Below are 19,838 nucleotides of genomic sequence, written 5' to 3' on the forward strand. Positions count from 1 at the left end.
GGCAAGTCCCCTCGGAGCCAGCGCGGACCCGAGCGGCTCGCTCGGGTCACGGATCCGGAACGAAACAGACGTCGAGCTCCAGGCTCGCGTCGATGCGCGTCAGCGCCGGGAGGAGCTCGACGCCGATGGCGCTCGCGGGCGCCGCTGCCTGAATCACGGCGGAGACCAGCGGCGCGCCCGTGAAGGAGCATGCGTCCACGGAGGGCTCGCAGAAACGCGGCCGCATCGGCAAAAGCAGGCTCCGGACCGACGCGGCGAGGTCCACGCTCGAGTCGTCTCGCGCGGATCCGTCGCCGAGTTCCGCCGTGCTCAATGAAATCCGAATCTCTTGCAGCATTTGGGGAGTCCTCCGTGCTTGGAAAGAAATGCGGCGGACGGCCGTGCGGTCAGGCGCTGCTGGCGGTTTTCAGCCCGGTGTTTCTGACGGGCTGAAAAACGCCAGCTGATAAGCCATGGGCTAGGTTCGCCCCTACTTCGGCACCAAGTTGGTGCGCACTTGCAGGCTGTTAATCTGGTTGGCGTTGACGGGCGGAGTGCCCGCCGGAAACGTGAAGCCACTGGCCGACAAAAGGATGAGCGAAATCAGCCCGTTGGGCACGCCCGTCACGGGTTGGCCGGCCAGCGCGGCCTGCACCTGGGCCTGGGTGAAGCTGTAGCCCGCCGAAAAGCTGGTGGCCGTAAGCGTGAAAACCTGCTGGGTCTGGGTCTGCCCGTCCAGCATCACCGTAATCTGAGTATCGTTGCTGGCCAGCGCCCAGGTACCGTTTTTGACGGCCCCGCCGGCTTCGGTGAGCACCAGCTTACCGTCGGTGTTAAACTTGTAGGTGTCGGCGCTGGCCGCTGGCGTGGCTTGCGTGCCCTCCACGCCGTTCACGACCAGCGAGGAGCTGCTTTCGCGCCAGGTGACGGCCGAGAGCTGCGCCGCTTTGGAAGGAGACTTGTCGTCATCGTCTTTGCCGCAGCTGGCGACCAGCAACAAGCTGAAAAGGAGCAGAGAATGGAGGAGTTTCATGAGAAAAATATGGTTGTAAGTGAATGAGGGGAAGCAGAATGCAGCAGGCGGTGGGTAGGGTCAGTCCCGAAACCTCGGGCTAGCGGCTGGCCTGGGCCATGGGCGCGGCCAGCCGGGCGGCGTGCTCCAGGGTGGCGAGGCGGGCGTCGAGCGTGGCTTGGCCGGCCTGCAGGGCCTGCAGCTGCTGGCGCAATTGGGCGTTTTCGGCCCGCAGCTGGTCGTTCTGCCGGGCCAGCTCCTGCACGCCGGCCAGGGCCACGCCCGCCGGGTCGATGGTGCTGATGCTGGTGTCGTCGAGCCCCAGGTGGAAGAGGCGGTAGAAGTCTTGGGCCATCGGGCCGAGGTGGCGCTCGCGGGTGCCCTTGTAAGTCCAGCGGCTCAGCGGGAGCTGCCGGATGAGGCCCAGCACCTGGGCGCTTTCCACGGGCTGGATATTTTCCTTGAGGTTCACATCGGAGGCGTTGGTCCAGGTGCCGCCGGTGGTTAGGTAGGCGGTATTGCCGTTGGTGCTATTGTCGCCGACTTGCAGCGCCCGCCCGGAGCTGGCAAAGGTGGAGCGGCCAAAAATCCACCCCTCTACGGCAGTGCTGCCGAATACCATCCGGTTATTGCCACTGACCTGAGCGTTATAGCCAATGGCCGTGACGTTGACCGCATCTTGAAAAGCCGCATTGGCGCCGGCATCGAGCAACACATTGCCCGTGCCGCCGGTGAGCGAGCCCCCCGCTTGGTTGCCCAACACGGTGTTTTCGCTGCCCGTATTCACCCGGTCGCCCGCCGTGAAGCCGATGAGGGTATTGCCACCGCCGGTGGTATTGGCCGTGCCGGCCTGGAAACCAGCAAACACGTTGGCGCCGCCGGTGCTCACTTCGCCGGCAAACATGCCCAGGAAGGTGTTGTTGGGACCCGTATTTCCCTGGCCGGCCTGGTAGCCGAGGGCCACGAGGTTGTCGGCCGTGTTGTTCTGCCCCGCTTGGCTGCCTATCAAGGTCACGTTGTCCACGCCAACGGTGGTAGCCCCGTTCGTGTCGCCCGAGCCCGCCGCGTTGCCCACCGTCACGTTGTCGGAGCCGCGCAACTGGTAGCCGGCCTCGTAGCCTAGATAGGCGTTGCGGGCGCCGGTGGTGTTGGCGAAGCCGGCTCGGTTGCCTTCGAAGGTGTTGGCGGTGCCGGTGGTGGTGCGGTTGCCCGCCTGAAATCCCACGGCGTGGTTGTCGTCGGCGGTGCTGCGCTCGCCGGCCTGCACCCCCACAAACAGGTTGCGGCTGCCGGTGAGGTTGTTCGCGCCAGCGGTATGGCCGGCGAAAAAGTTACTACCCCCGGTGACGGTACTCTGCCCCGCGCCGAAGCCCATGAACTGGTTGGCGGCGCCGGCAATAAAGCCCGTGCCGGCGTTGACACCCTCAAAGTGGTTTTGAAAGCCGTCCGTGTTGGATTTACCGGCTTGGCTACCTACGAAATGATTGGAGCTGCCCGTGATGTTGGCGGCACCCGCCTGGTAGCCGTCGAAGTGGTTATTTTCGCCGGTGGTGTTGGCCCGGCCCGCCTCGTAGCCCACGAAGTGGTTATTGCTCGTCGTTGTCAGGCGACCAGCGTTGAACCCCACGAACAAGTTGCGGTTGCCGGTTTCGTTAAAGAGGCCCGCGTCGAAGCCTATAAACTGGTTGCCGAAGCCGGTCCTGTTGTTAACCCCCGCGGAAGCGCCGATGAATTGATTGTTGTAGCCGGTGGTGTTTGAGTAGCCCGCAGCGAAGCCGTCGAAGTGGTTGTTGGCGCCGGTCGTGTTGGCCAGGCCAGCCTGGTGCCCCACAAAATGGTTAACGAAGCCGGTGGTGTTGGCCCGGCCCGCTTGGTAGCCCATAAAGTGGTTATCCGAGGCGGTGGTGTTGGCCTGGCCCGCCTGGTACCCTACGAAGTGGTTGCTGCTGGCCGTGTTATTCTCGCCGGCCTCGGTGCCCACAAACAGGTTGTTCTTGCCAGTAGTAGTGGCCGCGCCGGTGCGCGCGCCTACAAATACGTTGCCCAGGCCCGCCGTGATACCAGCGTTGAAGCTCGGCGTCAGCGCCGGGCCGGCTTCGTAGCCCACCAACACGTTGCCGTTGGTACTGTTGCGGCCCGAGGTGAAGGGGTAGCCCAACCAGAAGCTGCCGTCGAGGCCCAGGCGGGCGCGCTCCGCGTCGTTGGTGCGCAGCGCCAGCGGCTGCGCGTCGCTGGTGCCCAGGTAGTTGGTGCCGGGGGCGGTGGCGGCGTTGCCGGTCAGGCCCCAACCACCGCCAGGCGCAGCCGCACCGGTGCTGAGGCGTACCCAACTGGGCGCGGCCGGGGTGCCGGCGTTGTAGTAAAAGCCCACCCCGTCTGCCAAGCCGACGTTACGGTTGAAGACAAGAAGACCAGTTGCAGGTGTTGGGATTGTGGTTCCATCGGTGAGTGCAGAAAGGGTGATTTGAGGGATGAGTAAACCTTTGTTAGCGGCGCGCACCTCCAGGGCGGCCGAAGCGTCGGGCGTAGTGGTACCAATGCCAATCTGAGCCCGGGCCGAGCCGGCGCCGGCCAGCAGCGCAGCCAGCAGCAGCGGCCGAAAAAAACGGAGGGCATAGAAGTGTCGCATGCGGTGAAAGTGAGAGGTTAATTGTGAGAGATGTTGGTTGATAATTCTGGCCTTACGTCTTGTTCGTCAGCTTACTGTCTGCTAATTTTTAGTGGCTGCTGCTCCGTCGAAGCCCGGGCCCCGGCGCGGCAGCCCCGGCGCTTTGAGCGCGGGCTACCACCCAGCCGCCGCGGGAGGGCCGGGCAGTCCGGGGCGCCGGGGCTTGGCCCCGGCGCTTTACAATCAAACCATGAGCGCATGGCCCGCCGGAGCGGCCCGGGTTAAAACTTGGCCGTGAGCCCCACCTTCAGGTAGGTCTGGTCGTAGCCCAGCTCGGCGAAGGCCCCGATGCTTTCGGCGAAGAAGTAGCGCCCGCCCACGAACAGGCCCGATGCGGCGTCGGTGGTCGCGGCCCCGTCGGACAGGTTGTAGCTGGAATTGGCCGGCCCGGACCACGAGGAGCTAAGCCGCCGCACCCCCAAGCCCAGGCCGCCGTAGGCGTCGAACTCAGGCGTCACGGGGTAGTGGAAGGCCCCGCGCAGGGTCACGATAACATCGGTGTACTTCCACTCATCGCCCCCGCCAAAATCGTAGTTAGCGCCCTGGTAGCCGGCGAACACGCCCACGCCGAGTACCCCCGGCCCCAGCGGAATAATGCCCCGCTCAAACGACACGCTCAGGGCCGGCGATACCGAGGAGCTGCCGCCCCCGAAGCCCGTGCCGTAGGCGTAGCGGTTGCCCAGGCCAATGCCCAGGTTCACGGCGTTGGTGCCCACGGCAAAGGCCCCCGTGGCCGCGCCGCTGGTGGCCTTGGCGGCGGGCGCCGCGCTGGCGGGGGCCGCGGAGGTAGCGGCCGGAGCCGGAGTGGGCGCCGGTTGGGCCGCAGCGCGCGCGGCGGGCGTGGCCGTAGCCGCCGGCTTCGCGGCCGGTGCAGCGGCCGGCTTAGCGGCTGTTTTGGCAACGGGCTTGGGAGCCGGTTTGCGGGTTTGGGCCAGGGAGGCCGTGAGGGGCAGCGCGGTCATGCAGAGGGCGGCGAGCAGGTGGTGGGAGTGGGTTTTCATGGTAACGACAGAAAAAAAGTGGAAGGGTGAATTATCCGCGACTTTCGCGGGCTGAAAAAGTTGTTTATGCGGCAAGGAGAGTAGTGGCCCGGGCGGCGGCGGCCTGGTACCCCAGCACGCCCCGCGGGGGGCTGCCGGTGCCCGCCGGCGGGCGCGGAATCAACCGGCCGGTGTTGTTGGCCGGGCTCTGGCCGTCGGGCGCGGCCCTGGCGCGGGGCCCAAGGGTGCCGATGCCGATGCTCTGGGCGCGGCTGGCACGCGCTATGAGTAACAGAACGCAGAGTACCAAAAGCAGGAAGGCGTTTTTCATGACAAAGCGGGTTTCACTATGAGCCGTTGAGCAGGCTCAGGCGTGGCCTTCGCGCACCAGGCCCCAGTTGGTGGGGGCTTCGGCGCCGTGTCCCGTCGGGCACTGCCCCATCAGCCGGAAGCCCAGGCGCTGGAAGAAATGCAACTGGGCGGGCTGCTGGGTGTCGAGGTAGCACGGCGCGTGGGCGGCCTGCATGGCGGCCAGCGTGGCCTGCAGCAGGCGCCGGCCCAGGCCCTGGCCACGGTCGGCGGGGCGCACGGCCAGGGCCAGCAGGTAGTGGTGCTGGGGGGCGTCCACGCTCTGCCGGCGCAGCCAGGCGGTAGCCACCAGAAAATGGCGCATCCGCTGAAAGCCGGCCCACTCCAGCCGCCACAGGGCCCCGGGCAGCAAGCCCGTGCGCAGCAGCCGGCGCAGGGTCACCATCGGGTGGTCGGGCCCCAGCCACACGGCCAGGGCACTGGCGTCGGCGTTGGTGTACACCCGCCCGTAGCGCAGGCCAAAGTGCAGCAGCTGCTCCAGCAGCCACACCTTCTGGGCGGGGGCGTCGGGACCGGTGCAGCAGTAGTTCAGCACGGGGTGGTCGGCGCAGGCGGCTTCGAGCAGGGCCAGGGCCCAGACCAAATCGGCAGGCTCCAGACGGCGCGCAGGTGGGGCGAGGGCAGGCATTTTCGGAGGGAATGAGGTGATGAGGCCGTGAGGGCAGACTACCTTACTTTATCTTATCAAGAAGGGGAATGGGTTGTCCGGTGACTTATTGCTACTCCCGCACCAGTTTCAGCACCTGGCTGGTGCCGGCGGTGGTCACGCGGAGCAGGTACACGCCGCTGGGCAGGGCGCTGGTTTCGGCCGCGAACAGCCCCTCGCTCAGGCGGTCGGTGGTGCGGTACCGGGCCAGGTGACGGCCGGCGGCATCGGTGAGGGTGGCCGTGAGCGGGCCGGCGGTGGGCTGCTCCACCCGGATGAGCGGGCCCGCGCCGGTCGAAGGATTGGGCCAGGCGCTCACGAGCAGGGCCGTGGCGCTTTCCACCCCCACCGTGCGCATCGGCGAGAAGCTAGCCGTCCCGTCGGCATCGACCTGGCGCAGGCGGTAGTAGAGCGTGGGCACCCCGTACTGGGCCACTCTGGCGTCCACAAACAAGTAGTCGTGAGACGCGGCGCTGGTGCCCTGCCCAGCCACCCGGCCCGCGCGCTCGAACGCCCGGCCGTCGCGGCTGCGCTCCACGTCGAAGTAGGCGTTATTTTTCTCCGAGGCGGTGGTCCAGTCCAGGCGGGCGTCGGCACCCTGGCGGCGGGCGGCGAAGGCGGCCAGCTCCACCGGCAGCGGGGCACTGGGGTCGGCGAAGGTGAAGCGGCCGGCCACGGCCTCGGCCACGGCGGCCGCGGGGGCGTACTGGCGCGGGTTGGTGGCCGCGACGTTGGCCACGGGGCCGGCCGTGCGCGTCCAGCTCGTGAAGGGCGGGGCACTGCGCCAGGGCGTGGCCTGGGCCGGGTTGCGGCCGTTGTCGAGGGCGGCCAGCCAGCTAAAATTCAGCACCCGGGCCGGAGCCCCGGCCGCGGTGGTGGCCACGTCCCAGTACACGCCCATCGACGTGTTGCCGGCGGCCGTGGTCACGGCCGTGGGGCCCGTCACGCGGGTCAGGGTCAGGTTGGCCACGCTGGCCCCGGCCGGCATAGTCAGGCCCAGAAACGGACCGAAGGCCGCCCCGTTCACCGGCCGCGCGGCCATCCGCACCGGTCCCAGCAAGTGGGCCGCCGTGGTTTCGACGGGGTTGGGCACCGTGGCTTGCAGCACCAGGGGCGTGGCCGCCGCCACCGTCACCAGGCCGTTGGTGAGGGTGAGGGTGCCGGCCAGGCTAAGGCTGGTGCCAATGGCAACCCCGGCGGGGTTGTTTACGGTCAGGTTTTGCAGGGGCAGCGGGGCCGTGCCGGCTAGCGCCTGGGGCGCGATGCCCAGGGCCCGCAGCGCGGCGGCGGGCGTGACGGGCGCGGTCACGGTGCCGTTGTTAGTAAGGTCGCCGCCGACATCGAGCTGGCCCTCGTTGGTGAGCGTGGCGCCCGGGCCAACCGTGACAGAGGCGGGCACCGCCACCACGCCGCCCGGCCCGATGTAGAACGTGGCCGGCCCCGTCAGGGTCACCTGCGCCCGCACCGCCGAAATCGGCAGGCCGGCGGCGAGGCACATTAACAAGAGTAGATAGTAGCATTTTGTCATGGCGTTGGCGCTGGCCTATATAGTGACTGGTTGATGATGCCAAAGCAAGCGCAAGGCCCGGCTTGGCGCCATTCGTTTGCGTTGCGAATGCATTCGCCGATGTTGCACGCCATTCGCGTTTGTTGCAAATACATTCACTTTCGTCCCAACGTCTTAAAATTCTTCCAAAAAATCTACAAAAAAGCCGGTAAGCATTGCTGCTTACCGGCGCGGACGGGGTTGAATTTTTACGTGGCGTTAAGCTAGCAGCATGGTCCGGTGGTTGGTGACGGCGGTTTGGGCTCCCGTCAGAAACGTCACTCGGGCGTCCACCTGGTCGCTGTCGACGTTAGCCAGGAAGGCGGCCCCCGTGCGGGCGCTGCTCCGCTCGGTCAGGTTGTTCTCGTGGTCGTTTGCGGACCGGGCAGGTCCGGGTTTCGATACAGGACCTGATGGGCACCGAGCGGGCGGTGGTGCTCCACCAAGCCCGGCTCGAAGCCGGCCCGCAAACCTCTACCTTGCCCATACAAAAGCTTCTGCCGGGCCTGTACCTGGTAGTGGTGCGGAGCGGCAGTGACCGAAAATACACCCGTTTACAAATTGATTAGCCATCTTATTTTCATATGACCATGAACCGTTCCACCCTATTCCGGGGCGCGCTGGCCCCGGCCCTGGCGCTGGGCCTGCTGCTGGCCACGTCCTGCGAGAAGCCCCCGCCCGAGCCGGCGGCCGTGCCCCTGCCGGCCGAATTGAAGGCCTACGTCCTGTTCCAGCCCGGCACCCACTGGATTTACCAGGACTCGGCTTCCCAGCAACTCGACAGCGTCTGGGTCGTTTCCACCGAGATGACCGAGTTTCGCTTAGTTGAAAAAAGAAAGTCCTACCTTCTTTCAAAGCACGAGGACTTCCGCCTGCGCACCCGCTCCAGCCGGGGCGGGCCCGACCAGGTGTACCGCGTGCGGCAGTACTGCGGCTTCCCGGGTCGGGGCGACGGCGATGACACGTACCCGTGCTGGGCGATTACGCGGGGCCAGTCGCTGCCCGCCAGCACGGCCGACGAGGGGGACACGCAGGTCTTTCCCTACACCATCCCCCGCGACCGGGCCCGCACCGACTACCTGTTCGGCGTGATGCAGCCCTACTGGCACAGCCGCCCGCTGGCCATCGGCAATACCGTCTACCCCGACGTGATGGAGGTCAACATCCCTATTGCCGACGCCTCGGAGGGCGGCTGGCCGGCGCAGTACTACTGGGCCCCGGGCCTGGGCATTGTGCGCCAGCGGGTGCGCGTCAACTTCTTGCCCCACACCCGCACACTGCTGCGCAGCCGCATTGTGCAGTAGCACCCTGCGGCCGTAGCAGCCATAGTTACATTGGCAATGGCCGCCCGTGCAGTTCCTCAGCTGCACGAGCGGCCTTACTTCTTAAGCAAGGATTTCGGCTGGCGCACGTTTCCAACGCCGTGGTCGCGCAGTTTTTACGTCGCTCTGCTCTCGCGTCAGAGGCGCGAAACCAATAAGCAGCACGTCGGAGACACGAGCCAGCGGGGAGGCGACAGCGGCTGAATAACAGTTTGCTTCAACCAGAGACTATCCGTCCGCTTGACCACCCACCGCTTCCGCGTGCCGGGCCGCCGCGCTGGGCGGGTAGCCAAACTGCCGCGAGAAGGCCGTGGAAAACGCCGCCGGGCTGCCGAACCCCACCTGGTAAGCCACTTCGGCCACCGTGCTCACCTGGGCCTGCAGCAGCGCCCGGGCCCGGTTCAGGCGCACGGTGCGGATGTTCTCGCCCGGCGACTGCCCGGTGAGGGCCTTGAGCTTGCGGTGCACCTGGGTCCGGCTCATGCCCACGTCGGCCCCGAGCTGGTCCACGCCAAACCCCTCGTCGGCCAGGTGGCGCAGCACCGCCTCCTGCACGCGCCGCAAAAACGCCTGGTCGAGCGAGGGTAGGCCGGCCACGGCGGCGGCGTGGGCCGCCAGCGGGTCGGCCAGGGCGGCGGGGCGCGGGGCGCGGGGCGCGGCGGGGGGTTCCGGCTCCGCCAAGTTGAGCGCCGGACCCGGGGCAAACCTCGCTTGCAGGCGCTGGCGCAGCACCAGCAGGTTGCGCACCTGGGCCCGCAGCTCGCGCGGGTTGAAGGGCTTGGCCAGAAAGCAGTCGGCCCCCGTTTCCAGGCCTTCGAGCTTGGCGTCGGGGTCCGACTTGGCCGTGAGCAGCACGACCGGCACGTGGCTGGTGGCAGGGTCGGTTTTGAGCTGCTGGCACACCTGGTAGCCGTCCAGGCCGGGCATCATCACGTCGCTCACCACCAGGTCGGGCACTTCGGCCCGGGCCAGGGCCACCCCCGCAAGGCCGTCGGCGGCCTCCAGCACGCGGTAGCCCGCCGGCGCCAGCGAGGCCCGGATGAACGCGCGCACCTCGTCGTTGTCCTCGATAATCAGGACCAGGTCCGCGTCGGGGGCCCCGTCGTCGGGTTCCGACGACGGGCCGGGAGCAGCAACCGGGAGCGGCGCGGGCCCAGCCGCCGGGGCCCCGGCTGCTCCCGGCCCCGTCCCGCCCGCCACGGGCCGCAACCCTCGCGGCAGCTGCACCGTGAACGTGGCCCCGGCGCCCGGCGCGCTGGCCACGGCCACGGTGCCGCCGTGCAGCGCCGTCAGCTCGCGCACCAAGGCCAGGCCGATACCGGTGCCGGTGCGCAGGCCATCGTCAGCAAGGTTATTGGCCTGGTAAAAGCGGTCGAACAGGTGCGGCAGGTCTTCGGCGGCGATGCCGGGACCGGTGTCGCGCACGGCAATGGATACCCCGCCGGCGGGCGCGGCGGCCGTGGGCACCGTTTCGGCCACCGTCACCGTCACCGTACCCCCGGCCGGGGTGAACCGCAGCGCATTGGCCAGCAGGTTGGTCAGGACTTCCTCCAGCTTGCTGGCGTCGAACACCAGCGGCATGGGCCCGGCGGGGGCTTCCACGCGCAGGGCAATCCGGCGGCTTTCGGCCAGGGAGGCGAACGAGGCCACCAGCGGGCGCACCAGGGCCGCGGCGTCGCCCGAGGTGGGCAGCAGGCGCAGCGCCCCGGCTTCGAGCTTGCTCAGGTCGAGCAGCTGGTTGATGAGGGCGAGCAGCCGGCGGGCGTTGCGCAGCACCAGCCCGCCCTGCTGACGCACGGCGGGGTCGGCGGGCTCGGTGGCCAGCACCTCGGCCGGCCCTAGGATGAGCGTGAGCGGGGTGCGCAGCTCGTGGCTGACGTTGGTAAAAAAGTCGGTTTTCACCCGGTCCAGCTCCTGCAGGTGGGCCAGGGCCTGGTGTTCGAGGCGGCGGTCGGCCCGGTCCCGCTCGCGGGTGCGGGTGTAGGCCCGCACCCCGTAGATGACCAGCCCGAAGCAACCCAGCCACAGCGCGTTGGCCCACCAGGTGCGCCACCACGGCGGCCGGATGGTGAAGGCGAAGGTGGCCGGCCGCGCGCTCCATACGCCCGCCTCGTTGGCGGCTTTCACCTCGAAGGTGTAGCGACCGGGGGCCAGGTTGGTGTAAGTGGCCGAGGTGGCGGCCAGGGGCCCGGCCCAGGTTTGCTCGAAGCCCAGCAGGCGGTACTTGTAGCGCACCTGGTCGGGGTTGGTCAGGCTGGCGCCGCCGTAGTCGAAGGTGAGGTAGTTGAGCCGGGCGGGCAGCTCCATTTTCGGCCCGATGGCGGTGTCTTTGAGGAAGATGCGCAGGCCGGCGAGCTGCGCGACCGGGGCCACGCGGTTGGGCCGGGCCCGGGCGGGGTCGTAGTGCATCAGGCCGTTCACGGTGCCCACCCAGAGCTGGCCGCCGCGGTCGAGCAGCACCGCGTTCTGGCTGGCTTCCTGGCCCAGGAAGCCCTCGTTCACGCCGTAGCTGCGGGTCTGGCCCCGGCGCGGGTCGAAGCAGTCGAGGCCGCGGTTGGTGCCCACCCACACCCGGCCGGCGCTGTCGGCCTGCACAAAGTAGGGGTTGCTCGATTGCAAGCCGGCCTCGGGCCCGAAGGCGCGCACCTGGCCGGTGGCGGGCGCGTAGCGCAGCACGCCCCGCCCGATGGTGCCCAGCCACAGGTTGCCGGCCGGGTCCTCGGTTACCGAGCCCACGCTCAGGGCCGGGGCCTGCCCGTCCACCCGCCGGAAGGTGTCATGCTCGGTGTCGACCCGGAGCAGGCCGTGGTCGTCGCTGGCCAGCCAGAGCCCGCCCGCGCGGTCCCGGAACACCTGCCAGAACACGTCCGAAATCAGCCCGTCGCGCCCGGCCCGGAAGGTTTTGAACCGATTGGTGGCGGGGTCAAACACGGTTATGCCCGCGCCCAGCGTGGCCAGCCACACCCGGCCGCGGTCGTCCTCGTTGATGCTCACCACGTCGTGCCCCGCCAGGCCGGGCACCTGGTCAAAATACGTCCACTGGCCGGTGGCGGTGCGGTAGCGGGCGGCCCCGTTTTCGGTGCCCAGCCAGTTGTCGCCGCGCCGGTCGCGGTAGAGGCTGCGCACGTAGCGGTTGGCGGCGCCGGGGCGCAGGGGCACGGGCCGGCTGTGCGGCCCGCTCTCGCCCGGCACGCGGGGCTGCAGTTCCACCAGCCCGGCGCGGGTGCCCACCCAGTAGCGGCCCGCGCCCACCGGCAGCACGGCCAGCACTTCGTTGTCGGGCAGGCCCTCGGGCTTGCCGTACTGCCGGAACCGCTCATCGGCCGGGTGCTGGGCCAGGCCCAGGTCGTAGGCAAACCAGATGTTGCCTTCCCGGTCTTCGAGCAGGTCGTTGTTCTCGTCGCTGTCGAGCGCGCTGCGGCTGGCCCGGCAGCGGAAGCGGCTCGCGCCCGCCGCCAGCTGGCTGAGGCCCCCGGCGGTAGTGGCCCACACCTGGCCCACGCGGTCCTGCACCACGCGCAGCACGGGGGTGGCGCACAGGCCCTCGGCCGGGCCGTAGCGCCGGGCCCGCCAGGGGTGGGCCGCGGTGCCGTTGCCGCTCAGGCGCACCATGCCCCGCCCCGTGGCGCACCAGAGCAGCGTGTCGCTCACCCGCTGGAAGTGATAGACGGGCACCCGCTGCACTTCGGGCGGCAGCGGCGGGGCGGGGCCCCCGCGGGGGTCGAGCAGGAGCAGGCCGGCGGCGGTGCCCACCCACACCCGCCCGGCGGGGCCGGCCGCCACGTGGCGCACGAAAGGCGAGGGCAGGCCGGCCGCCGCGCCGTACTGGGTCACGGTGGTGTCGGTAGGGCCGCATTCGAGGCGGAACAGGCCGCGCTCTTCGGTGGCCACCCACACCGTCCGGCGGCTGGCCGGAAACACGCAAAACACGCCGGTCGGGGTGCCCAGCCCGCGGGGCCGGCAGCGCCGCACCCGCCCGCCGGGCTCCACGAAGGATACGCCGCCGTAGTTGTGCCCCAGCCACAGGGTGCCGTCGGGCGCGGCGGCCACGGACTTCACGTGGTTGTCGGGCAGGCCCTGGGCGGTGGTCAGGGTGCGGAATTTCTGGCCGTCGAACACGCACACGCCGCCCTGGGTGCCGGCCCAGAGGCGGCCCCGGTTGTCCTGGCAAATGCCGTAGACCATGGACTGGGGCAGGCCGTTGGCCAGGGTGTAGTCGCGCAGGGCCAGGGTCTGGGCCGCGCCCTGCCCGGCCGCAAGCAACCCCCAGCCCACCAGCAGCGTCCTGAATAGTCTTCTCACCATGTCAGCCCCGAGTTTGGCTATCAAGCACCTACATTGTAATGGGTTGCGCCCCGCGCACCAATTTTTAAAACTACGCAATATCCGTTAATTGCAGTATTGCGGCTCCCGGGCGGGGGCACCATTTTTTCGGCCCCAGACGTTGAGCTTGTTGTACCTTTGGCCCCGCTTGCTCCGAAGCTACCCCCTCCCACCCCATTCTATTCCTCTTTCCGTGGCCGAAATATCCTGTTCCTTTTGCAACAAGAGCAAGCGCGAAGTTGCCGTCATGATATCGGGCATCAATGCCCACATCTGCGAGAAATGCGTGGGCCAGGCCCAGCACATCCTCAACGAGGAGGCCAAAGCCCTCGACGCCGGCAAGCAGCCCAAGTTCAACCTCATCAAGCCCAAGGCCATCAAGGAGCACCTCGACCAGTACGTGGTGGGCCAGGACGAGGCCAAGCGCGTGATGGCCGTGGCCGTGTACAACCACTACAAGCGCCTGATGCAGAAGCCCCAGGACGACGAGGTGCAGATTGAGAAGTCCAACATCATCATGGTGGGTGAAACCGGCACCGGCAAAACCTTCCTGGCCCGGATGCTGGCCAAAATCCTGCAGGTGCCCTTCTGCATCGCCGACGCCACCGTGCTCACCGAGGCCGGCTACGTGGGCGAAGACGTGGAAAGCATCCTCACCCGCCTGCTGCAAGCGGCCGACTACAACCTCGAAGCCGCCGAGCGCGGCATCGTCTACATCGACGAAATCGACAAGATTGCCCGCAAGAGCGACAACCCCAGCATCACCCGCGACGTGAGCGGCGAGGGCGTGCAGCAGGCCCTGCTCAAGCTGCTGGAGGGCACGGCCATCAACGTGCCGCCGCAAGGGGGCCGCAAGCACCCCGAGCAGAAAATGATTTCGGTGAACACCGAGAACATCCTCTTCATCTGCGGCGGCGCCTTTTCGGGGCTGGACCGCATCATCAAGAGCCGGCTGAACACCAAGCCCATGGGCTTCGCCAAAACCAACCTCGACGAGCAGGTGGATACCGAGAACTTCCTGCGCTACGTGTCGGCCCAGGACATCAAAAAGTTCGGCCTCATCCCCGAGCTAATTGGCCGCCTGCCGGTGCTCACCCACCTTAACCCGCTTGACCGCACCACCCTGCGCCTGATTCTGACCGAGCCCAAGAACTCGCTCGTGCGCCAGTACAAGCGCCTGTTCAACATGGAAAGCATCGAGCTCGACTTCACCGAAGACGCCCTCGAATACATCGTGGAGAAAGCCGACGAGTACCGCCTCGGCGCCCGCGGCCTGCGCTCCATCTGCGAAAGCATCATGACCGACGCCATGTTCGAGATGCCCTCCGAAGAAGGCTCCGACGCGCTGCTCATCAACCTGAGCTACTGCCGCAGCAAGTTCGAGAAGTCGCCCCTGCGCCACATGCGGGCGGCTTAAAGGAAATTAATAATTAGCAATTAAGAATTAAAAATGCCCGTCTGAATCACCAGGCGGGCATTTTTAATTCTTAATTGCTAATTATTAATTGTCATCACTCCACCACCACGCGCTGCACGCTCGGCGCGCGGCCGGCTACCTGCACGCTGAGCAGGTAGGTACCGGTGGCCAGGCCCGCCGTGGACAGTTCCGTGGTGCTGCCCCGGAAAGCGCGGGTGCTCACTAACTGGCCCAGCACGTTGCGCAGCGCAAGATTGGCCTGGGCGGCGGGCGTGGCCAGCGTCACGCGCAGGAGGCCCTTGCCCGCCACGGGGTTGGGCCACACGCTGAACTCGCTGCGGTTGGCGGCGGCCGTGGCCGTGACGACCAGCACCGTGAAGAGGTTGCCGGCCGCCGCCGGGCTGGCGCCCCCGCTGGTGGTCACCACCACGTTGCCAGTAGTGGCGCCCCCGGGCACGGTGAAGGTGATGGTGGTGGCGTTGACCACCGTGAAGCCGGGGACGGCCACGCCGTTCAAAGCCAGCGCCGTGGCGCCCGTGAAGTCGGTGCCCGTGAGCGTTACCAAGGTGCCCGCGGCCCCGCTGGCGGGGCTCAGGCTGGCCACGACGGGGGCCGGCGGAGCGCAAGTGGCGCTCAGCGCAAAGGAGCCGGTTTCGCCCTCGAAGCCGCTGACAAAAATGCGGTAGACCGTGCCGGCCACCGAGCTGAACGTGACCGCGGAAGACGTTGAGTTGGCGCTGCAGCTCACGTCGTCGTTGCCACGCACGCAGGTGTAAGTGCCGCAGGCTCCCGAGTACACGAAGAGCTTGGTGTCGAAGTTGGTGCCGGAGTTGCAGGTCGACACGGTGATGTTGGTGCCGGTGCCGGTGATGGCGTAGAAAACCCCGCCCCCGTCCACGCTGGTGTTGCAGGAGCCGAAGGGGTCACCAACGGCGGTGGCATCTTCGGTGGAACCAGTCACCGTCTGGCCGCAGGCCAAGGCAATGGCGGCGGCGCACTGGTCGTTGGGCGGCGGCACCGTGAAGGGAACAAGGGAAGTGCCGACCCCGCCCAGTGCCGTCACGGCAATCAGGCCGCTGGTCGCGCCCGCCGGCACGGTCACCGTAATCTGGGTGGCCGAGTTCACGGCGAAGACCGGCGCCGCCGTGCCGTTGAAGGCCACCTGCGTGGCCCCGGTGAAGAAATCCCCCGTCAGCACCACCACGGTGCCCGCCGCGCCGGCAGTGGGCGTGAACGCGGTGACGAACGGCGGCGGAATCACCACGAAGCTGGTCGCCGAAACGCCCGTGCTCACGGGCGTGGTCACGGCCAGGGGGCCGGTGGTGGCGCCGACGGGCACGGTCACCGTAATCTGGGTGGCCGAATTCACGACGAACGCGGGCGCCACCGTGTTGCTAAACGTCACCTGCGTGGCCCCGGTGAAATCCGTGCCCGTGATGACAACGCTCGCCCCCGCGCCCCCGGTAGCCGGCGCGAAGCTGGTGATGACCGGCGGGGCCCCCACCACGAACGGCGCGGCCGAAGTAGCCGTGCCGGCCGGCGTGGTGACGGTGATGAGCCCGGTGGTGGTGCCCGCCGCCACGGTGGCGGTAAGCTGCGTGGCCGAGTTCACGGTGAACCCCGCGGCGGTCGCGCCGTTGAATCTCACGGCGGTGGCCCCGGTAAAATTGCCGCCCCGCACGGTCACCACCGTGCCCGCCAGGCCGCCGGTGGGCGTGAAGCTGGTGATGACCGGCGCCCCCGTGGGCGGGGCAATGGTGAAGTTGGCATCCGAGATGTCGAAGAAGTAGTTGTCGGCGGCCTCTACCATCACCCGGGCCGTGGTGACGGCGGCCAGGCTGGGGGCCGTCACCACGGCCGAGCCGTCGTTGGGCTCGTTGGCGGCCAGCAGCGTGGGGTAAGTCAGGCCGCCGTCGAGGCTCAGGCGCAGGTTCACGAGGGCGCAGCTGACCGGGGCGTTGGCGGTGCCGGCCACGTCCCAGGCCACGGTTTGGGCCGCGCCGCCGGTCCAGGTCACGGCCGTGTTGGGGGCCGTCACGAGAAAGGGACCGGCGGTGCTGCGCACGTCCAGGGTCACGAGGGAGCTGTAGTTCACGCCGCCAACCATGCCGGCCGGGCCGGGGTGCTCGTCGCGGGCCGTGCACCGAAACCGCAGCCCGCGCGTGACGGTGGGCAGCCGCTCGCCGATGACCGTGGTATTGGCCACCAGGTCCGCCAGCCGCGGGAAGGTGCGGGTGCTGTTGGCCGTGGGGTTGAACGAGCGAAACAGCGGCACGCTCCGGCCCGGCACCTGGGCGGCCGTGGGCGGACCGGTGGGCCCGAGGTCCAGCTCTTCCCAAGAATAGGTCAGGGCGTCGTTCTCGGCATCGGTGGCCGTGGCCGTCAGCCGGAAGGGCGTGCCGACGGGCAGGGTTCTGCCACTGGCTGGGGCCGTTACCACGGGGGCAGTGTTGCCGGTCGCCTGATCGGTGCCGCAAGTAGTGCCCTCAATGAAAATGCGCATCTCCTCGAAGGTGCCGGTGTGAAAAGTCGCGTCGGAATTGGGCTGCAAGTCGTTGGCGCTGCCACAGATGCCGGCGTAGGCCATGATGGTCGTGCCCGAGCCCGGCTCCCAGGCCGTGATGGGGTTGCGGTTGCCGCCGGCGCAACTGCCGCCGTTGCCGTTGAAGGGGTGGTTACCCCCGAACTGGTGCCCCATCTCGTGGGCCACGAAGTCGATGTCGAACGCGTCACCCACGGGGTTGGGCTGGCCGGTCACCCCGCCCGCTTTGCTGGCGGTGCACACCGAGCCCAACAGCGCCACCCCGCCGCCACCCGTGCTGAACACGTGGCCGATGTCGTAGTTGGCCAAGCCGATGACGCGGTCCACGTTGGTCTGGTTCTGGCCCAGCATTTCGCCGCCGTCGTCGTTGGTGTAGGCCGGCAGCGGCTGCGGGCCGGTGCCGCTCAGGAAAACCAGCTGGTCGTTGTTGGGCACCAGCACCAGGCGCACGGCCAGTTCCCTCTCGTACACGCCCACCACGCGGTTCACGGTGGCCACTTCACCGGCCAGCACGCTCGCCACGGTGTTGCCCTTGACCAGGGCGTACTCGGGGGTGCAGGCCAGGGCCAGCCGGTAGGTTTTCAAAATGGGGCCGCTCGAAACGGCCACGGCCGCGCCGCCCGCTGCCCGCGCCAGCCGGCGTTGGGTGGCCGCTTGCAGCGCGGCGGCATCGGGCGCAAAGCCACAGGTGCCGCGGGCCGCGGCCACCGCCCGGTTCATGTCTTTTTTGTAGAAGCTGAGGCAGTGCCGGGCATCGGTTGGGCTCGCCGGGTCGATGTAGAAGCTCGCGCCCGCGCCCGCCAGCACCTGCGCGTGAAAGCCCCGCGGCGACACGTCGAGCCGCACCGACGCCGTGGCATCGTCGAACCCCACGCCGGCGTAGGTTCTAATCAGAGGGAAGCGCGCGGCCAGGGCGGGCGCCATGATGGGGGCTTCGCGCACGGCGAAGCGGGCGCTGCGCCCGTTGGGCAGGGGCAGCACCAGCACCAGCGGCGCGGCCCCGGCCCGGGTTTCGAGCGGCGCGGTGGCCAGGGCCGCCGTGAGCCCGGCCAGGTCGAGGGTGAGGGCCTGGGCACTGGGCACCGCGGCCCAGGTGGCGGCCGGCACCGCGGCCCGGGCCGCGCCATCGGCCCGGAAGAAGTTGGCGGCGGGCCGCGGCTGGGCCCGCGCGCCCAGCGCCAGGCTCAGCAGCAGGACCAGGAAAGCACCGGCGCGATTCAAGTTGGTTCGGGGCGTGGCGGTGGGAGCCGGCCGTGGAGTAGCCAGTCGGCGCTTGTAAGGTTTTTTCATCTAGAAAGGGGGTTGGGGACCAAGCGGTAAATCTAAGGAAAAAACCCAGGCCCCCCGGGCGGCGAAGAGGCTTGCCAAAGCAGTTTGGTTATTTGCCAGCGCATCATGCCGAATGAATTTTTCAAAGTGCTAAACCGCTCCATTGCCATGGAGCATACGCCGCGAACCCGGAACCAGCCGCGTTCGGTTGAAAGGAAAGCGTTAAAATGCCGGTGACGGAATCCTAGAGCAACTCTCAGGTTCGTGTACGTGGCGCGGTCGGGAAACCTCACGAGACCCCGGCGGGGCGGGCCCCGGTTCGCTTGAAGCGCGAAGCCCGCGGAGAGGGGAGCCGGACGACCAGTACACGAACCTGATAACGGCTGTAACTCTTTCCTTCAGCTTTCAACTCGTTGGCTAATAGGTGAGCACGGTTGTAAACACTGCTGCTCCCGCACTTTCCCGCGGGGCTCAACCCAAAGCGGCTCCGATGCCAGGCATCGGAGCCTCAACTCGTCACCATCGGCAATGACTGCCCTGGGGCGGCGACCGAACGGCTTTGCCGGCACTGCTGCGACCCGGCGGACCAGGCCGGTTTCACCCGGCCCGCAGGTACTGCACCATCAGCTCAGCGGTTTTCTTGGCGGCGTGGTGGCGGCCCAGCTTGTCGCGCAGCTCGGCGTAGCCGGCCTTCATGCGGGCCATGTAGTCGGCGTCGGTGAGCAGGGTGCGGAGCTCGTCGAGCAGGTTGCGGGCGTTGAAGTCGCCCTGAATCAATTCCCGCACCACGGCCCGGCCCGCAATGAGGTTGACCAGGGAAATGTAGGGCACCTTGATGACCATCTTGCCGATGGCGTAGCTCAGGGCGCTGGTGCGGTAGCACACAATCTGGGGCACGTCGAACAAGGCGGTTTCGAGCGTGGCCGTGCCGCTGGTAACCAAGGCGGCCCGGGCGTGGCTGAGCAGGTCGAAGGTCTGGTCGAACACGAACCGGATGCCGTTGCGGTGGAAATGCCGGTAGTAGTTGGGGTCGAGGTTGGTGACGCCGGCCACCACGAACTGGTACTCCTGGAAGCCCGGCAGAATGGCAATCATCTCGTGCAGCATTTCCTCGATTTCCTGCTTGCGCGAGCCCGGCAGCACGGCGATGATGGGCTTGTCGGCGTCGAGGCGGTTGCGCTCGAAAAAGTCGGCCGTGGGCTGGAATTCGGCCACCGCGTCGGCGGTTGGGTTGCCCGCGTAGTCGACGGGGTAGCCGAACCGCTGGTAGAATTCTTCCTCAAAGGGCAGGATGACGAACATGCGGTCGACCCGCTCCTTCACCTGCTCGACGCGGCCCTGGTTCCAGGCCCAAATTTTGGGCGATATGTAGTAGAAAACTTTGATGCTGTGCGCCTTGGCAATCTTGGCCATGCGCAGGTTGAAGCCGGCGTAGTCCACCAGAATCAGCACGTCGGGCCGGTGGGCCAGCAAGTCCTGCTCGCACTGCTTCAGGTACCCGCGAAACTTGAGCACGCTGGTGGCCGCCTCCACAAAGCCCATGATGGCCAGGTCCTGGTAGTGGCGCACCAGCTCGCCGCCCTGGGCCTGCATCTGGTCGCCGCCCCAGCAGCGAAACTGCGCGGCGGCGTCCTGCCCGCGCAGTTCGCGCATGAGGTTGGCCGCGTGAAAGTCGCCCGACCGCTCGCCGGCAATTAGGTAGTACTTCATTCTTTAATTAAAAATTGAGAATTAAAAATTAAAAATTTCGCCGGTGGCAAGCGCG

General features: G+C 67.8%; 12 protein-coding genes. 2 read left to right on the plus strand and 10 right to left on the minus strand.

The annotated features are described in order from the left end of the window. Positions 1-46: 46 nt before the first annotated feature. The 7 genes from RMO51_RS16305 to RMO51_RS16335 all read right to left on the minus strand — a co-directional run bounded on the left by RMO51_RS16305 (position 47) and on the right by RMO51_RS16335 (position 7,152). Positions 47-337 carry a hypothetical protein gene (locus tag RMO51_RS16305; protein ID WP_310396395.1) on the minus strand — a complete coding sequence of 97 codons (291 nt, stop codon included), beginning with the start codon at positions 335-337 and terminating at the stop codon, positions 47-49. 132 nt (positions 338-469) lie between these two features. Then, positions 470-1,012, minus strand: coding sequence for a hypothetical protein (locus tag RMO51_RS16310; RefSeq protein ID WP_310396398.1), 543 nt, complete (start codon positions 1,010-1,012; stop codon positions 470-472). 79 nt (positions 1,013-1,091) lie between these two features. Further along, entirely contained in the window at positions 1,092-3,620 is a 2,529-nt protein-coding gene (locus RMO51_RS16315) for a tail fiber domain-containing protein (RefSeq protein ID WP_310396399.1), read from the minus strand. 260 nt (positions 3,621-3,880) lie between these two features. Further along, positions 3,881-4,660: a hypothetical protein gene (locus RMO51_RS16320; RefSeq protein ID WP_310396402.1), complete on the minus strand. Its 780-nt coding sequence runs from the start codon at positions 4,658-4,660 to the stop codon at positions 3,881-3,883. A 64-nt stretch (positions 4,661-4,724) separates the two neighbouring features. Then, a complete protein-coding gene (locus tag RMO51_RS16325) occupies positions 4,725-4,970 on the minus strand; it encodes a hypothetical protein (protein WP_310396406.1) in 246 nt (81 codons plus the stop codon). 36 nt (positions 4,971-5,006) lie between these two features. Continuing rightward, complete coding sequence (locus RMO51_RS16330; protein ID WP_310396407.1) at positions 5,007-5,636, minus strand: GNAT family N-acetyltransferase; 630 nt, start codon at positions 5,634-5,636, stop codon at positions 5,007-5,009. A 91-nt stretch (positions 5,637-5,727) separates the two neighbouring features. Beyond that, positions 5,728-7,152 carry a T9SS type A sorting domain-containing protein gene (locus RMO51_RS16335; RefSeq protein ID WP_310396410.1) on the minus strand — a complete coding sequence of 475 codons (1,425 nt, stop codon included), beginning with the start codon at positions 7,150-7,152 and terminating at the stop codon, positions 5,728-5,730. Positions 7,153-7,790: 638 nt separating this feature from the next. On the opposite strand from RMO51_RS16335, the gene RMO51_RS16340 reads away from it, so the two are divergent. Further along, on the plus strand, positions 7,791-8,504 hold the full coding sequence (locus tag RMO51_RS16340; protein ID WP_310396411.1) for a hypothetical protein: 714 nt from the start codon (positions 7,791-7,793) through the stop codon (positions 8,502-8,504). A 246-nt stretch (positions 8,505-8,750) separates the two neighbouring features. On the opposite strand, the gene RMO51_RS16345 is transcribed toward RMO51_RS16340, so the two are convergent. Beyond that, positions 8,751-12,827: a two-component regulator propeller domain-containing protein gene (locus RMO51_RS16345; RefSeq protein ID WP_310396413.1), complete on the minus strand. Its 4,077-nt coding sequence runs from the start codon at positions 12,825-12,827 to the stop codon at positions 8,751-8,753. Between the two features lie 211 nt (positions 12,828-13,038). On the opposite strand from RMO51_RS16345, the gene clpX reads away from it, so the two are divergent. Further along, positions 13,039-14,262: an ATP-dependent Clp protease ATP-binding subunit ClpX gene (gene clpX, locus RMO51_RS16350; RefSeq protein ID WP_310396414.1), complete on the plus strand. Its 1,224-nt coding sequence runs from the start codon at positions 13,039-13,041 to the stop codon at positions 14,260-14,262. A gap of 94 nt (positions 14,263-14,356) precedes the next feature. Here the strand turns inward: clpX and RMO51_RS16355 are convergent, their stop codons facing one another. Both RMO51_RS16355 and lpxB read right to left on the minus strand, forming a co-directional pair. Then, positions 14,357-18,094 (minus strand): reprolysin-like metallopeptidase, encoded by a 3,738-nt coding sequence (locus RMO51_RS16355; protein WP_310396415.1) that lies wholly within the window; start codon positions 18,092-18,094, stop codon positions 14,357-14,359. Between the two features lie 576 nt (positions 18,095-18,670). Continuing rightward, the gene (gene lpxB / locus RMO51_RS16360) at positions 18,671-19,783 is read right to left on the minus strand and encodes a lipid-A-disaccharide synthase (RefSeq protein ID WP_310396417.1); all 1,113 of its coding nucleotides are present in this window, start codon (positions 19,781-19,783) and stop codon (positions 18,671-18,673) included. Between the last annotated feature and the right edge of the window lie 55 nt (positions 19,784-19,838).

This window comes from Hymenobacter sp. (genome assembly GCF_031398885.1).
Lineage (GTDB): Bacteria > Bacteroidota > Bacteroidia > Cytophagales > Hymenobacteraceae > Hymenobacter.

What these genes read in the sequence shown, in the direction of transcription:
- RMO51_RS16305 (WP_310396395.1), bottom strand. Translation starts at nt 337, where the DNA reads ATGCTGCAAGAGATTCGGATTTCATTGAGCACGGCGGAACTCGGCGAC.
- RMO51_RS16310 (WP_310396398.1), bottom strand. Translation starts at nt 1,012, where the DNA reads ATGAAACTCCTCCATTCTCTGCTCCTTTTCAGCTTGTTGCTGGTCGCC.
- RMO51_RS16315 (WP_310396399.1), bottom strand. Translation starts at nt 3,620, where the DNA reads ATGCGACACTTCTATGCCCTCCGTTTTTTTCGGCCGCTGCTGCTGGCT.
- RMO51_RS16320 (WP_310396402.1), bottom strand. Translation starts at nt 4,660, where the DNA reads ATGAAAACCCACTCCCACCACCTGCTCGCCGCCCTCTGCATGACCGCG.
- RMO51_RS16325 (WP_310396406.1), bottom strand. Translation starts at nt 4,970, where the DNA reads ATGAAAAACGCCTTCCTGCTTTTGGTACTCTGCGTTCTGTTACTCATA.
- RMO51_RS16330 (WP_310396407.1), bottom strand. Translation starts at nt 5,636, where the DNA reads ATGCCTGCCCTCGCCCCACCTGCGCGCCGTCTGGAGCCTGCCGATTTG.
- RMO51_RS16335 (WP_310396410.1), bottom strand. Translation starts at nt 7,152, where the DNA reads ATGTGCCTCGCCGCCGGCCTGCCGATTTCGGCGGTGCGGGCGCAGGTG.
- RMO51_RS16340 (WP_310396411.1), top strand. Translation starts at nt 7,791, where the DNA reads ATGAACCGTTCCACCCTATTCCGGGGCGCGCTGGCCCCGGCCCTGGCG.
- RMO51_RS16345 (WP_310396413.1), bottom strand. Translation starts at nt 12,827, where the DNA reads ATGGTGAGAAGACTATTCAGGACGCTGCTGGTGGGCTGGGGGTTGCTT.
- RMO51_RS16355 (WP_310396415.1), bottom strand. Translation starts at nt 18,094, where the DNA reads ATGAAAAAACCTTACAAGCGCCGACTGGCTACTCCACGGCCGGCTCCC.
- lpxB (WP_310396417.1), bottom strand. Translation starts at nt 19,783, where the DNA reads ATGAAGTACTACCTAATTGCCGGCGAGCGGTCGGGCGACTTTCACGCG.